The sequence below is a fragment of the Chromobacterium subtsugae genome, assembly GCF_001676875.1.
Taxonomy (GTDB): domain Bacteria; phylum Pseudomonadota; class Gammaproteobacteria; order Burkholderiales; family Chromobacteriaceae; genus Chromobacterium; species Chromobacterium subtsugae.
The window spans coordinates 348,251-362,809 of the sequence record NZ_JYKA01000003.1; the positions used below are offsets into that span (position 1 = coordinate 348,251).

Sequence of the window (14,559 nt, forward strand, 5' to 3'; positions counted from 1 at the left end):
TTTCAGGCCTGCAGGATGGAAGACACCAGCAACTGGCTGTACGGGTGCTGCGGGTCGTCGAGTATCTGGTCGGTCAGGCCGGCTTCCACCACGCGCCCCTTTTGCATCACCAGCGTGCGCTGGGCCAAGAGGCGCGCCACGCCCAGATCGTGCGTCACCATGATCACGGCGATGCCGGCATCGCGCACCAGGCGGCGGGTCAGGTCGAGGAAGCGCGCCTGCACCGACACGTCCAGGCCGCCGGTGGGCTCGTCCATGAACACCAGCCGCGGCTGGGTCACCAGATTGCGGGCGATCTGCAGCCGCTGCTGCATGCCGCCGGAGAAGGCCGACGGCTTGTCATCCAGCCGCGCGCGGTCTATCTCCACTTTTTCCAGCCAGTCGCCGGCGGTTTGCCGCAGCCGGCCGTAGTGGCGCTGGCCCAGCGCCATCAGCCGCTCGCTGACATTGGCGCCGGCGGAGACGCCCATGCGCAGGCCGTCGCGGGCGTGCTGGGTGACGAAGCCCCATTCGCTGCGCGCCAGGCGGCGGCGCTCGGCCTCGGGCAGGCAGACCAGTTCGTGTTGGGCGCCGTCGCGGTCGGCGAAGCGCACGCTGCCGGCGTCGGCGGCCAGGCGGCCGGCCAACGTGGACAGCAGCGTCGATTTGCCGGAGCCGGATTCGCCGACGATGCACAGCACCTCGCCCGGATACAGCTCGAAATTGACATCGAAGCAGCCCTGGCCGTTGCCGTAGTCCTTGCTCAGCCCGCTCACGGTAAGAATGGGCGCCATCATGCTTGTGTCTCCCGCTGGCAGTAGTCGGTATCGGAGCAGACGAATAGCCGGCTGCCGGCATCGTCGGTGACGATTTCGTCCAAGTAGCTGTCATGCGAACCGCACAGCGCGCAGCCTTGCTGCCAGCTTTGGGCCGTAAACGGATGGTCGTCGAAGGCCAGGCTTTCCACCTTGGTGTAGGGCGGAATCGCGTACAGGCGCTTTTCGCGGCCGGCGCCGAATAGCAGCAGCGCCGGGCTCCTGTCCAGCTTGGGGTTGTCGAACTTCGGGATCGGCGACGGCGAGGCCAGGTAGCGGCCATTCACCATCACCGGGTAGTCGTAGCTGGTGGCGATGTGGCCGAAGCGGGCGATGTCCTCGTACAGCTTGACGTGCATCAGGCCGTATTCCTGGTGCGCGTGCAGCTTGCGGGTTTCCACCTCGCTGGCCTCCAGCGTGCGCAGCGGCTCCGGCTCCGGTACCTGGAAGATCATGATCTGGCCGGGCTTAAGCGGCGTTTCCGGGATGCGGTGGCGGGTCTGGATCAGCGTCGCGTCGCGAGTGGCCGTAGTGGTGGCCACGCCGGCCACGCGGCCGAAGAAGCGGCGGATGTTGACCGCGTTGGTGGTGTCGTCGGCGCCCTGGTCTATCACCTTGAGCACGTCGTCGCGGCCGATCACGCTGGCCGTCACCTGGATGCCGCCGGTGCCCCAGCCGTAGGGCAGCGGCATTTCGCGGCTGCCGAACGGCACCTGGTAGCCGGGTATCGCCACCGCCTTGAGCAGGCCGCGGCGCAGCATACGCTTGGTGTTCTCGTCGAGGAAGCCGAAGTTGTAGCGGTCGTTGCGGGCGTCAGTCATCGGCCTTCTCCTGATCGGCGGCGGCGCGCAGCTGGCGGATCAGCGCCAGCTCGGCCTGGAAGTCCACGTAATGCGGCAGCTTCAGGTGCTGGACGAAGCCGGAGGCTTCGACATTGTCGCTGTGATACAGCACGAACTCCGGCTGCTGGGCTGGCGCGTGGGCGGTTTCGCCCAACTCTTCCGCGCGCAGGCTGCGGTCTACCAGCGCCATCGCCATCGCCTTGCGTTCGGCCTCGCCGAAGCTCAAGCCGTAGCCGCGAGTGAATTGCGGCGGCGCGCTCTTGCTGCCGGCGAACTGGTTGATCATCTGGCATTCGGTCAGCGTGATTTCGCCGATGTCGATCTCGAAGCCCAGCTCCTCCGGGCAAACCATCACGCTGACTTCGCCCATGCGGATTTCGCCGGCGAAGGGGTGGCTCTCGGCGTAGCCGCGTTGGGTGGAGTAGGCGAGGCCCAATAGCCAGCCTTCGTCGCCGCGGGCCAGGTTCTGCAGCCGCGCCGGACGGCCGGCGGGGAACATCAGCGGCTCGCGGGTCAGGTCCACCGGCTCCGGGTCGCCGTCGGCCGGCAGGTCGGTTTCGATCAGGCCCTCGCTGTCCAGCAGCTGCAGCACGCTGGGCAGCGCGTCCGGCAGCGGCGTGGCGGCCTGTTCCAGTTCGACTTTTTGCGAGGTTTCCATCAGGCCGAAGTCCAGCAGGCGCTGGGTGTAGTCGGCGGTGGGGCCGAGGATCTGCCCGCCCGGCACGTCCTTGAAGGTGCCGGACACGCGGCGGCGCACCCGCATCGCGGCGGTGTTGAGCGGCAGCGTCTGGCCGAAGCGCGGCAGCGTGGTGCGGAAGGCGCGCAGCAGGAACACCGCCTCGATGCTGTCGCCGCTGGCCTGCTTCAACGCCAACGCGGCCAATTCCTCATCGTACAACGAGCCTTCCTGCATCACGCGGGCCACGGCCAGGCGCAGCTGTTGGCGGATTTGGGCGATGCTCAGCTCCGGCGCGGCCTCGTCGCCGCGGCGCGCGGCGGCCAGCAAGTCCCAAGAGCGGGCGATGGCGGTTTCCCCGCCTTTTACGGCTACGTACATCGTGTCAACCCTCGCGGATGCGGGCGCTGCGCGGCAGGCCGGCGATGTGGGTGTCGGAAATCAGCATGGCGTCCACGCCCAGCGGGAAGCGGGCATGGTTGCGTTGCCATTCGGCCCAGAAGCCGGATGGCAAACCGGCGGCGCCGAAACGGCGCGGCATGGCGAAGCCGGGGCCGCTGCCTTCCACCTGATCCTCAGCGAAGCTGGCCACCTCGATCAGCAGCGTGGCGGAGCGGTCCGGGTATTCGGCGCTGCCGGCCTTCAGGCTCATCAGATCCGGCAGCGGCATGCCGGCGGCGATGACGATGAAGTCCGCCTGTTCCGGCAGATCGGTCATGCGCATGCCGGTGTGAAAGCGCAGGCTGGAGACGGTTTCGTCCGGCAGCGCCGGCAGCCAGACGCTCACGTCCTGGTCTGCCAGCGTATAAAGCAAAGCGGCGATGCCGGCCTGGAGACCGGGCAGGGCCGGCGGCAACACCGGCAGCGCGCGCGGTAGCAGCGGCTCCGCCATCGCGCTAAGCAATATGCGGAAAGTTTGCTGGGCGTCATCCACCGGCTGGGCAAAAGCGGTCAACATTTTCATTCCCCCCGCACCATGGTGAAAAACTCCACCTTGCTGGCGGCGGCCTCGCGCGAACGGGCGGCGCGGCGTTCGGCCAGCTCGGCCTCCAGCGGGGCGATCCAGGCTGCCATCAGTTCCGCGTGGCGGGCCGGATTCTGCAGCAGCGCGTCGGCCTGGGCGATCAGCTCGGCATGGCGGCCGTCGCCGCCGCGCACCCAGCCGTGGCCGATATGGCCGTCTATCTCGCAGCTGGCGCGGCTGACGCTGATCTCGCCGAGGTTGAAGCGGGCGCCGCTGCCGCCGCTGCGGCCTTGCAGCATCATCAGGCCGGTTTCGGCGCGGCGCAGCCAGCGCGGCGCGGCGGGCAGGGCCGGCGGCAGCAGGGCCTGCAGCCGTTCCATCGGGCTGTTGGCCAGCGCGCCCAGCCAGCGCTGTCGGGTGGAGGTGTCCATCGTGTGCCTCATGGTTCAATAAAGATTCATATAAACGTATAGACGTATGCATGATAATGGCGAGCAGCGATGGATTAACAGCATGCGGCGATGAAGGTTTTGTGACGTTTTTACGGCGCGACTAGACCTTTGCCGTGGCGAGACAAAGAGGAGCGTGGCAATGATAGAGAGAGGTTCCGGCGTCGCCGTCTGGCGGCAGATAGAAGACAGCCTGGCGGCGCAGATCGCCAGCGGCGCCTTGCAGGCGGGCGCGCAGCTGCCGACCGAGCTGCAATTGGCCGAGCGTTTCGCCGTCAACCGCCACACCATACGCCGCGCGGTGGCTACCTTGGTGGAGCGCGGCCTGCTGCGGGTGGAGCAGGGGCGCGGCACTTTCGTGCAGGATAATGCGATCGACTACGCCATCAGCAAGCGCACCCGCTTCACGCAGAACATGGCGCGGCAGAACCTCAGTTCCGACATCGACATCCTGCTAAGCGACACTGTACCGGCCAATGCCGAGCTGGCCGGCCTGCTGGAAGTCGCGGTCGGCGACGAGGTGTTCCGCATCAAGACCCTCAGCCGGGTGGAGGCGAGGGTGGTGGACTGCGCGACGCTGTTTTTCCCCGCCGCCCGTTTCGCCGGCCTGCCGCAGGTGTACCAGCGCCAGCGCTCGGTGACGCGTGCGTTGCGGGAGTTCGGCATAGACGACTACACCCGCCGCTTCACCCGCGTCACCGCGCGGCTGCCGGACGCGGAGACGGTGGATTATCTGGGCATTCCCAAGAACCGCCCGGTGCTGCATGTGAAGTCGCTGAACGTGGACCTGGACGGCAGGCCGGTGCAATACGGCATCACCTGCTTCAATGGCGACCTGGTGCAACTGGTGATGGAGGACGACTGATGCGTTGCGCGCTGTATTACGCGCCCAGGCCGGACAGCGGCTTGTGGCGAGCCGGCAGCCTCTGGCTGGGCCGGGACGCGGCCAGCGGCCAGAGCCTGGCGCAGCCGGCGCTGGATGGGGTTGACCCGGCCACGCTGGCCGACCTTACCGCGGCAGCCGCCCGCTACGGCTGGCACGCCACCTTGAAGGCGCCGTTCGAGCTGGCGCCCAGCATGGATGCGGCCGGCCTGCTGGCGGCCGCCGCGCGGCTGGCTTCTGGTTTCGAGCCTTTCGCGCTGACGCTGCGGGTGGAGTGGCTGGACGATTTTCTGGCCTTGCGCCCCGCGGCGGCGTCGGCCGAGCTGGAAGAGCTGGCCGCGGCATGCACGACGGCGATGGCGCCCTGGGCCGACCCAGGCCAGGCCCTGAAGCCCCGTCCCGGGCTGGACGCCCGCCAGCAAAGCCTGTATCGGCGCTGGGGCTATCCTTTCGTGTTCGAGCAGTTTCGTTTCCACATGACCCTCAGCGCCGGGCTGGCGCGGGAATCGGCGCTGGCCGCCAGCCTGGAGCGGGGCGCGCGCCGGCATTTCGCCGGGCTGGGGCCGGTGGAGGTGGACGGCATCGCGCTGTTCGCGGAGATGACGGCCGGCGGCCCGTTCCGCTATCTGGCCCACTGCGGCTTCGACGGAAAGGTGGCGCGCTATGGCGGCTGAGACGGGCGCGCTGTGGTATGTGATCGGCCCTTCCGGCGCCGGCAAGGACAGCCTGCTGGCCTATGTGCGGCAGCGGGTGCCGGCCGATGGCGGCTTGATGTTCGCGCATCGCTACATCACCCGGCCGGCCGACGCCGGCGGGGAAAACCATGTCGCGCTCAGCCCGGAAGAGTTCGACCAGCGCGAGCGCGCCGGCTGTTTCGCGCTGGCCTGGCGGCGCAATGGCCTGGCTTACGGCTTGGGGGCGGAGGTGGGTCTATGGCTTGCGCAGGGGCTGGACGTGGTGGTCAACGGCTCGCGCTCGTCGCTGCCGCTGGCCGTCCGGCGTTTTCCCGGCCTGCGGCCGCTGTGGATCACCGCCAGCCCGGAGGTGCTGGCGGCGCGGCTGAGGGCGCGGGGGCGGGAAGGCGAGGAGGCGATTGCGCGCCGGTTGGCGGAGGCTGCGTCCTTCGTGCCTCCCGCCGGCTGCGCGGTGCTGGTCAACGACGGCGCGCTGGAGCTGGCCGGGGAGACCTTGCTGGGCTGGCTGCGGGCGCAGCGGCGCGTTCTATAGGCCAAAAAGGGTGGCGACGCCGGAGTTTGTCGCCTGGCCTGATCCAAAGAATGGGTTTGCCGGCATGGAGCAGCAGCCTTTCAGCGATTCTCTACAGTGGTAGAGGCCGTCCGCGCTGCGGCGCGGCTGACGCGCCAAAGTTGACTCCCTCTGCATAAGGAACCTGTTCATGGCTGAAATCATCTTGTATCAGAACTCGAATTTTGGCGGGCGCAGCATCGATTTGACCAGCAACTCCGCCAATTTGGGGACGGATTACAATTTCAATGATCAGACCTCATCGATTCGCGTCGTCAGCGGCACCTGGCTGCTGTACAAAGATGCCGGTTTTGCCAGCACCTGCTGGATTCTGACGCAGGGCGAATATCCCAGCCCGGGCACCTGGGGCGGCAGCAACGATTCCATTTCCTCGGTGCGCGCCTTGCCGGGCAATTACGGCGACCACTACGCGATTCTGTTCCGCGACAGCGATTACGGCGGCCAGATGGTGTCGTTCACTCAATCCCAGGCCAATTTCAACGATATCGGCTTCAACGATGCGGCATCTTCCGCGATCGTCCTGGGCGGCAGCTGGTCCATGTACAAGGACATCAATTTTTCCGGACAGAGCTGGATCATCGCCTCCAATAAAGGCCCCGGCAACGATGGCCGTTATCCCAGCTACTCCGGCTTCTGGGACAACGACGCCGTGTCTTCGATCCAGCCCCTGTAAGCCGCTTCCCGCGGCGCGGACCTGAGCCGCAAGCAGGGCGGAAGCCATTCGGTTTCCGCCCTGCGTCGTTTCCGCTATGGCGGATATCTGCTGGGGGCGGTTCAGCTGTCCAGCACGAAGCGCCGCATCTGCTCCTGCAGCGCGCCGCTCACGGTCAGCAGCCGGGCGCTGTTCTGTCTGGCGCTGTGGGTGGCATGCAGGCTTTCGTCGGCGGACTGGGCGATGGCGGCGACGCTGCGCGCGATGGATTGGCTTTCGCGCACCTGCTCGGCGATATTGACGGCCAACCGGTCCAGTTCGCTGGAGGTGGCGGTGGCGCCGTCTTTCAGCTCGGTCAGCGGGTCGACGATGCCGCGGATCATGTCGACGCCGCGGGCCATTTCCGTCTGCCCCTGTTCGATCTGCCGCATCGCCTGGGTGGTCTGGTCGTCTATCGCCGAGATCACTTCGCTGATTTCGCGGGTGGCCTGGGCGGTGCGGTCGGCCAGCCGGCGCACCTCGTCGGCCACCACCGCGAAGCCGCGGCCCATTTCGCCGGCGCGCGCCGCCTCGATCGCGGCGTTGAGCGCCAGCATATTGGTTTGCTCGGCGATGTCGGTGACGGACTCTATCATGCCGCGCATCGAATTGGCGCGCTGGCGCAGCGCGTCCACCGCCGCCGCGCTGCCCTGGATCTGCCCGGCGATCAGCGTGATTTCGCCGGAGGCGGTCTGGATCAGGCTCTGGCCGCGCAGCGCCAGCGCGGCCGCGCTTTTGGCGCGCTCCTGCGCCTGGGAGGCGGTTTGCGCCGCGCTGCGCAGCTTGCCGGCGAAGTCCTCCACCACCGCGTTGATCTGGTGAATTTCCGCCTGCTGGCGCTCGACGCCGCCGGCGACTTCGGCCGCGCCGGACTGGGTGGAGGCGGCGGTGGCGGCGACGATGTCGGCGGAGCCGCGCAATTCCCGCACCAGCGTCGCCAGGTGCGACTGCATCTGCGCCATCCGGCCCAGCATCAGCGCGGTTTCATCGCTGCCGACTATCTGCACCTCGCCGCGCAGATCCCCCTGGGCCATCGCACCCATCCGCGCCACGCTGTGCTCCAGCGGACGGGTGATGCTGCGGGTGACGCGCCAGGACAGCAGCACTCCGGCCACAGCAGCGGCGGCGCTGAAAGCCAGCAATAACAGCCGGGTATTGCCCATCAGCGCCAGCACGTCGGCCAGTTCCCGGTTCATGTCGTTTTGCTGGGCGGAGGCGAGGGCGGTGGTGGCGGCGAGCAGTTGCTGCAGCGCCGGCTGGGTCTGGCCGGCGTACTGGCGCGCCAGCGCCGCCGGGTCGTCCGATTCCACAAGGTCGACCGTGTTGCTGAAGGCGGCGGTGTAGCGGGCGCGCAATTCGGATAGCTGGCGCAGGACGTCGGACTGTTCCGGCGTCCAGGGCAAGTCTTTCAGGCGTTGGAAAGTCTGGTTGGCGCGGCGGTTGGCCTCGTCCATCGCGGCATATAGGGGGACGCGCTGCGGTCGGTCGGGGGTGGAGATGATCTGCAGCAGCAGCAGGGCGGCGTTTTGCGAATGGCGGTCCAGCTCCGCCGCCAATTGCAGCTTGCCGGCGTCGTCGCCGACGATGCGATGAGTGCTGGTTTCTATGCTGGAGAGGCCGTTCCAGACGCTGGCGCTGACCGCCAGCAGAATGGCCAGCAACAGCATGAAGGATGCGGCCAGGCGCGGGCCGACTTTGATGTTTTGCAACAAGCTCATGGCGGCAGGGTCCTGCGAAGGCGAAACCGGTTGGTCGGAGCAGCGCTGCGGATATGTCAGCATAGCTCGCCGCGGCCGGCCTGTCCGCTTGCTGCCGCGTTAGTCATTCATCCAGCGCTTGTCCATTCCATTCGATATCGGCGGTGGAGGCCGCGAGCAAGCCGCGGCCCCGGAGCAGCCCGCGGCCGGCGATTTCCAGCAGGCCCAGGCACTGCGCCGGCAGCAGCCAGGGTTCGTCCCGCCGGGCCAGCACATCGTCGGCGCGGCCGAAGTCGGTCCAGAATTCGCGGCGCCAGCCATGGCGCCGCGCGGCGAACAGCAGCATCGCCGCGGCCACCATCTTGGGGCTGGCGGCCGGACGCAGCACTTCTCCGGGCGGAATGTCGTCCAGCAGGGCGGCGACCAGTTGTTGCGGCTGGTCGCTGAACAGATGGACGCCGCTGGTGGCGCGGGGATTGCACTCCAGTACGTGACAGGCGCCGTCGGCGGTTTCGATGAAGTCGAAGCCTACCTGGCCGCTGTAGCCGGTTTCGGCGCCGAATCGTTCGATGAACGCCCGGATGGGTGCCGGGTCGGTGGGTTCGAACCAGACACCCGCGGCTTTGCCTGCCCGGTAGCGCGGGTGGTAGCAGGCATGAGCGGTCACGCGTCCCGCCGCCAGCACGCTATAACTGCAGTGCTCGCGGCCCGGCATGTAGCGCTGGGCAACCCAAGGCCGGCTGGCGCTGGGCCGCGCGCGCGCCAGTTGGGCGGGAGAGGGGCGCAGCAGCGCGCGGCTGGCAAAGCGGGAATAGGCAGGCTTGAACACCCAGCCCGGCGCGGCGTGGCGCATGCGCATGACGGCGTCCGGCGATTCCAACAGCCGGGTTTCCGGCGCCTGGGCCGTCCAGCCGCGGGTCATCAGAGCGAAACGGTGCTTGTGGTGCAACTGGCGCATCAGGTCGAAGCGCTCAGTCAGAACCCGGCAAGGCAGGGTGTCGCGGCCGCTGGACAGGTAGAAGGTTTCTTCACAGGTGGGCAGCACCAGGTCCACCCCATGGCGCGTGATCGCCTGGCGCAGCGCGTCCAGCCAGCGCGCCGGATTGGCGCGCGGCGATGGAAGGCGATGGTAGGCATCGACCGCGCGGCTGAAGCGGCTTATCGGCCAGTGCAGCGAATCCGCCGCGCTCACCCGCCAGCCGGCGGCGCGAAAGGCGCGAGCCCATTCCAGGCAGGCGGGAGAGCGCGCGCCCAGTATCAGGATGTGTCGCGGTTTTTCGGGGAAAGCAGGGGAGGGGCCGGCTTGAGTCGGTAAAGGCATGGACGAGCGTGGATTTTATTTTGGCGATTATTTTATCAGCGACAATTCTAATTGAATTTCCCGGCCGGCGTCCGATTATTCGCCGCAGGCGTTTGCGCCGGATTCGGCGCGGATCGCGCGGCGGATGATGTTTCTTCAGGGGCGAATGTCCCGCCGCGTCATATCCGTATGGTTTCGCTGCCGCTGCGGCCGGTTTTCTTGACGAGGTACATGGCCTGGTCGGCCGCCTGCAACAGGCTGTCCGAGGTGCTCAGGCCGTCTCCCAGCGCGATGCCGATCGAAATGCCCAGCTTGCAGGAGGCGCCGGCGGTCTGGAACGGGGCGTCGAACGCCTCTATGCATTTCTGCGCCACCGTGTTGGCGATGCCTTCCGCGCCGTCGTCCAGATCGCTGAGCAGCAGCACGAACTCATCGCCGCCTATCCGCGCCAGCGTGTCGGTCTGGCGGACGATGTTGGACAGGCGCTGCGCCACCTGCCACAGCACCTTGTCGCCGGCCTTGTGGCCTAGCGTATCGTTGATCAGCTTGAAGCCGTCCAGGTCCATGAACAGCAGCGCCACCGCGCTGCGTTTGCGCTGCGCCTGCGCCAGCGCCATGTGCAGGCGATCGGACAGCAGCGAGCGGTTGGGCAGGCCGGTCAGCGAGTCGTGATGGGCCATGCGGGCCAGTTCGGCTTTCTGGTCGTTCAGTTTGTGCAGCAGGCGGTTGAACGCCGCGATCAGGTGGCCGACTTCATCGTTGCGGCGGATCGGCATCGGCTCCAGCGGCAGCTCGCCGCGCGTCATGCGGTCGGCGTGGCGCGCGGCCTGGAACAGCGGCCGCAGCACGATGTACAGGCCGCCGCAGCAGATCAGCGCGAAAACGACCATCGCGGCGATGGTGTTGCGCAGCGTGAAGCCCTTTACCCTCTCCACGGTGGCGAAGGCCTCGCTGCTGGGCAGCCGGGCCACCACGAACCAGCCGGCGCGCGGGACCGACGCGATGGCGCTGACTTCTTCCACCCCTTTGGCGTTGACGGTGATGCCGGCGCCGCGAAAGCCCGCCATCGCCCTGTCGTGCAGCGGGTTGACGCCGGGGCGGGGCAGCGGCTTCAGTACCATGTCCGGTTGCGAGGAGGAGACGAACTGCTTGTCGCGCGGCGAGACTAGCAGAAAACTGTCGATGTGGCCGCCGATATGGGTGTGTTGCAGCAGATCGAGAAAGTTTGGCGCGTCCAGCGCGGTGACGCCAACCAGAACCGCCTTCACTTTGCGATCGGCGCCGTATATCGGCGCGCCCATCGGCAGCACCGGTATTTTCGAAGTGAGGCCGACTACGGCGCGGCCGATGTAGGGGTCCCCTTGCAGCGCTGCCCGGATATAGTCGCGGTCGCGGTAATTGACTGTCATCCGTCTGGGATTGAGAGGATAGTCGGCGATGGCGCTGCCATCCGGCCTCACTACGAACAAGCCGATGGAAAACAGCGGCTGGTACTGGTAGTGCTCCTTGAGCCAGTCCCGCAGCTGGGGCGGGCGCTTCAGCAGCTGCGGCGGCAGCACCGCGGCCAGGTGGATGAGCAGGTCTTCCCTTTGCGCGACTTTGCCGTTGATGTCGTGCGCGACATAGGTGGCCAGCGTCAACTGCTGGTTTTCCACCACCTTGCTCAGGTCTTCATATAGAAAATTGCTCAGCGTGTAATAACGCGATATGGAGCCGGTGAGCACGATCAGCAGCGCCAGCGCCAGCAGGCGGGTAACTATGCTGTCAAAGAGGTACCGCAGGCCCTTTGAATACAGGATGTATTGAGACGGATCGCCTTGGTGGCTTTTCCGCTCAGCCATGGCTTAACTCGTGCGGTGCGCGGCGCTTCGTCAGCCATTGCTCCACCTCCAGGCAGGCGGCTTCCAGTTGCAGTACCAACCTGGGGATCGTCTCTTTCTGCTCGGCCTCTGCGGCTTGCTCTAGGTGTCTGGCTGCCTCGGCGATATTGTGCGCACCTATTGGGGTCGCGTCGGTCTGGATGTCCCGCGTGGTGAGGGCGATTAGCGGCAGGTTGTCGCTGATTATGGCGTTGCGGATGTATGAGGTGTGTCGGCGGGTGTTCTTCAGGAACTCGCCCAGCAGTTGACTTTCGGATTTTCCGCTCTCGCCGCAGCGTGTTCGCAGCATTAACAGGTCGAGCGGCGCGGGGCCTTCCGGTTGAGCCCCCGCTGCCGGGGGGCTAACGCTAGGAGGTGCGCCCTGCAACCATTTTTCCAGCGCCGCGGACAGGGTTTCCAGCGCGAAGGGCTTGATGAGGTAGTCATTCATGCCGGCATCACGGGTCTTTTGCAGCTCTTCTGGCGCGGCATTGGCTGTGCAAGCGATGATGGCGGAACGGGGGCGGACGGGGTGTTCCGCCTCGTAGCTTCGGATCAGCCTGGCGAGTTCGAAGCCTCCGATATTGGGCATCAGGCAGTCGGTCATCACCAGATGGTAATGATCGCGCCGCCATTTTTCAAAAGCCTGCGCGCCATCCTCCGCTGTATCGGGCCGATAACCGAGCTTTTCCAGCTGCTTGGTGGCTAGCTTCAGATTGGTGGGGTTGTCCTCCACGAGCAATATGCGCTTTTCCGCATTGGGCGCTGCGGAGGGCAGAAGTGCGAGGGGGGGAGGAGCTTTGCGTTCAGCCACTTCCACGCACAGATGCAGTGAAACCCGTGTGCCATGCCCCAGTTCGCTGTCTATTGCCACCTCGCCGCCCATGAGCTCTGCCAGGCGGCGGCTGATAGCCAAGCCCAGTCCGGTGCCGCCATAGCGGCGGGAGGTGGCGGAATCGCCTTGGCTGAATGGCTGGAACAGCGTTTGCAATTGTTCGGGCGGGATGCCGATACCGGTATCGATGACGTCGAAAATCAGGTTTTGCCAGCCGGTGGCCTCTTTTTCCACTTGGACGCGCAAGGTGATGGCGCCGGTGGCGGTGAACTTTATCGCGTTGCTGAGAAAGTTTTGTAAGATCTGCCGCAGCCGCAGCGGGTCAAGCAGCAGGGTGGGGGCGAGCAGAGGATCGATCTGCAGGTCGAAATTCAGATCCTTTTGCTCGGCGGTATGGGCGTAGCGGCTTAGCACTCTTTGTAGCAGTGGCCAGATATCGGTGGGTGTCTTAACCAGCTCCAGCTGGTTGGCCTCGATTTTGGTGAAGTCCAACACATCGTCGATCAGCAGCAGCAAGGTGTGCGCGGAGTCGCGCGCAGTGTCCACCATGTCTTGCTGCCCAGAGTCCAATTGGCTCAACTTCAGCAACTCCAGCATCCCGAGCACCCCGTTCAGCGGGGTGCGGATTTCGTGGCTGATGGTGGCCAAGAAGGAGCTCTTGGCCTGGTTGGCCGCATCGGCCTTATCCTTGGCGCGCCGCAACTCACTCTCTGCTGTCTTTAGCTCCGTGATGTCGCGGATGTTCAGGTTGTAGTAATCTTTGCCTGTGTCCGGCATGTGGGTGATCGCCAGCTCTATCGGAAACGGCGTACCGTCGGCGCGTTTGGCGGTGAGTTGCAGCAAACTGCTCAATTTGATGTCGTCGCCGAGCAGTAGCGGCTGCAGCGCGCGCCGGCTGGACGGTTCCAGGCAGTCCAGCAAGGCGGTGCCGATCAGGCTGCCGCGCGGTAGGCCGAACATGTATTCGGTCACCTTGTTGGCGCTGGTGAACAGGCCTAGCCTGTCTAAGGTGGCGATGCCGTCTATCGAGGTGTCGATGACAGCGGATAACAGTATTTGTTGCCGCGAAAGTTGAAGCTGTGTTTGTTCTAGCTTGCGTTGGGCCTGGCTTGCCTGCATCAGTTGTCCCAATGTTTTCATCAATGGCGCCGGGAGCTTGTTGCCATGGTCCGGGTCGACCGGGCGAGGGAAGAACAGGGTAAACGAGCCAATTACGCTGGAGGCCAGAATGATGGGGATGCTCAGGAAATAGTAGCCTTGGGATAAGGCGCCGGACGAACTCTGTTGCAGGCCCAGCAGCTGTTCCTGTTCTTGATAGAGACAGCATTGCAACAGCTCGTCTGTGTCCATCTGCGGCGGGGGGCTCAGAGCAGGCGTGATGGGGAGAAACTGGGGCTGGCTTGCCTGGTTGTTCAATTCGCATATAAAGCCGTGTTCGGCATTGAACCACAGCAGTAGGATGTCGCGGGCGTAGCTGAACAATGTTTCGGGATGCACCTTGCCAATGAACAGGCTTTGCATGTAATTGATTGCATCCAGCAGATCTTCTTGCCGCTGTAAATCCTTTCGGCTTTCTTCAGCGCGGTTCAGCGCGGTTTCCAGCTGGCTGCGGTCCAAGGCCAGCTGGGTCGACATCCGGTTGAACATCTCTGCCGTGCGCGCCAGCTCATCTTTGCCTTGCACTTCCACTTGGTAGCCCAGCTCGCCGGCAGCCATTTTTTGGGAGGCCTGTTGCAGCGACTCGAGCTGGCGGGTCAGATAGGTACCCAGTAGCAGAGAGAACAGCGCGGATAAGGCGAGTTCGGACAGGGCGAGCATAAGGCCATTTTGTAGGGCTTTCTGCATCAATTGCCGGTGGTTAGCCACCGAGGTGCCGAGTTCCACTCGACCGTAATGGATGCCGCCGATCTCGATGTTTCGGGTGATGGTGAGCGGTTGGTCGGGCGAGAGCTGGTCTATGTTCTGCGTGGCTGAGTCCTGTTTGGCTGAGTCATGCAGGGCCAAGCTTCGAGGATCGCCGGCCTCGGCGAGAAGCCTGTCATGGCCGTCGAACACGCGAGCATAGAGGATGTCGGAAGATTTCACCATCTGCTCCGCTGCGCTCTGCAGCGTTGCCAGGTCGGTGCTTAGCACAGCGTTTTGATTGGCTTGGGCGAACTGCTCGGCTATGATCTGCCGCCGTTTGATCATTTCTCGAACGCTGGTATCGCGCAGCAGGCCCAAACCAAAATACAGCAGGATACACAGCATCATCAATTCGATCAGCGCTATGCCGAGTATGGTCTTAAGCCGGAACGACATGT

13 protein-coding genes are annotated in these 14,559 nt (G+C 65.3%); 4 read left to right on the forward strand and 9 right to left on the reverse strand.

All coding sequences use genetic code 11. The annotated features are described in order from the left end of the window. Positions 1-2: 2 nt before the first annotated feature. The 5 genes from phnK to phnG are packed head-to-tail and all read right to left on the reverse strand — an operon-like array spanning position 3 to position 3,707. Complete coding sequence (gene phnK / locus MY55_RS05600) at positions 3-776, reverse strand: phosphonate C-P lyase system protein PhnK (RefSeq protein WP_043577621.1); 774 nt, start codon at positions 774-776, stop codon at positions 3-5. Next, positions 773-1,615, reverse strand: a complete 843-nt coding sequence (locus tag MY55_RS05605; RefSeq protein ID WP_047238833.1) for an alpha-D-ribose 1-methylphosphonate 5-phosphate C-P-lyase PhnJ — start codon at positions 1,613-1,615, stop codon at positions 773-775. The genes phnK and MY55_RS05605 overlap by 4 nt, the downstream gene beginning before the upstream one ends. Further along, positions 1,608-2,693 carry a carbon-phosphorus lyase complex subunit gene (locus MY55_RS05610; RefSeq protein WP_065202077.1) on the reverse strand — a complete coding sequence of 362 codons (1,086 nt, stop codon included), beginning with the start codon at positions 2,691-2,693 and terminating at the stop codon, positions 1,608-1,610. Before MY55_RS05610 ends, MY55_RS05605 begins: the two co-directional genes overlap by 8 nt. 4 nt (positions 2,694-2,697) lie before the next feature. Further along, complete coding sequence (phnH, locus tag MY55_RS05615) at positions 2,698-3,276, reverse strand: phosphonate C-P lyase system protein PhnH (RefSeq protein WP_047237797.1); 579 nt, start codon at positions 3,274-3,276, stop codon at positions 2,698-2,700. Next, positions 3,273-3,707, reverse strand: a complete 435-nt coding sequence (gene phnG, locus MY55_RS05620) for a phosphonate C-P lyase system protein PhnG (protein ID WP_043577614.1) — start codon at positions 3,705-3,707, stop codon at positions 3,273-3,275. The genes phnH and phnG overlap by 4 nt, the downstream gene beginning before the upstream one ends. A 160-nt stretch (positions 3,708-3,867) precedes the next feature. On the opposite strand from phnG, the gene phnF reads away from it, so the two are divergent. The 4 genes from phnF to MY55_RS05640 all read left to right on the forward strand — a co-directional run bounded on the left by phnF (position 3,868) and on the right by MY55_RS05640 (position 6,547). Continuing rightward, on the forward strand, positions 3,868-4,590 hold the full coding sequence (gene phnF / locus MY55_RS05625) for a phosphonate metabolism transcriptional regulator PhnF (protein ID WP_043577611.1): 723 nt from the start codon (positions 3,868-3,870) through the stop codon (positions 4,588-4,590). After that, positions 4,590-5,282, forward strand: a complete 693-nt coding sequence (locus MY55_RS05630) for a DUF1045 domain-containing protein (protein ID WP_047237798.1) — start codon at positions 4,590-4,592, stop codon at positions 5,280-5,282. The genes phnF and MY55_RS05630 overlap by 1 nt, the downstream gene beginning before the upstream one ends. Beyond that, on the forward strand, positions 5,272-5,835 hold the full coding sequence (gene phnN / locus MY55_RS05635) for a phosphonate metabolism protein/1,5-bisphosphokinase (PRPP-forming) PhnN (protein WP_043577609.1): 564 nt from the start codon (positions 5,272-5,274) through the stop codon (positions 5,833-5,835). Before MY55_RS05630 ends, phnN begins: the two co-directional genes overlap by 11 nt. A 169-nt stretch (positions 5,836-6,004) precedes the next feature. Beyond that, the gene (locus tag MY55_RS05640; protein WP_043577607.1) at positions 6,005-6,547 is read left to right on the forward strand and encodes a beta/gamma crystallin-related protein; all 543 of its coding nucleotides are present in this window, start codon (positions 6,005-6,007) and stop codon (positions 6,545-6,547) included. Between the two features lie 101 nt (positions 6,548-6,648). Here the strand turns inward: MY55_RS05640 and MY55_RS05645 are convergent, their stop codons facing one another. From MY55_RS05645 to MY55_RS05660, 4 genes are all read right to left on the reverse strand, one after another. Then, entirely contained in the window at positions 6,649-8,283 is a 1,635-nt protein-coding gene (locus MY55_RS05645; protein ID WP_167595287.1) for a methyl-accepting chemotaxis protein, read from the reverse strand. Positions 8,284-8,386: 103 nt separating this feature from the next. Next, positions 8,387-9,583: an ATP-grasp domain-containing protein gene (locus tag MY55_RS05650; protein ID WP_047237800.1), complete on the reverse strand. Its 1,197-nt coding sequence runs from the start codon at positions 9,581-9,583 to the stop codon at positions 8,387-8,389. A gap of 158 nt (positions 9,584-9,741) precedes the next feature. Further along, a complete protein-coding gene (locus tag MY55_RS05655; protein WP_047237801.1) occupies positions 9,742-11,403 on the reverse strand; it encodes a GGDEF domain-containing protein in 1,662 nt (553 codons plus the stop codon). Next, a complete protein-coding gene (locus MY55_RS05660; RefSeq protein WP_065202078.1) occupies positions 11,396-14,557 on the reverse strand; it encodes an ATP-binding protein in 3,162 nt (1,053 codons plus the stop codon). The genes MY55_RS05655 and MY55_RS05660 overlap by 8 nt, the downstream gene beginning before the upstream one ends. Between the last annotated feature and the right edge of the window lie 2 nt (positions 14,558-14,559).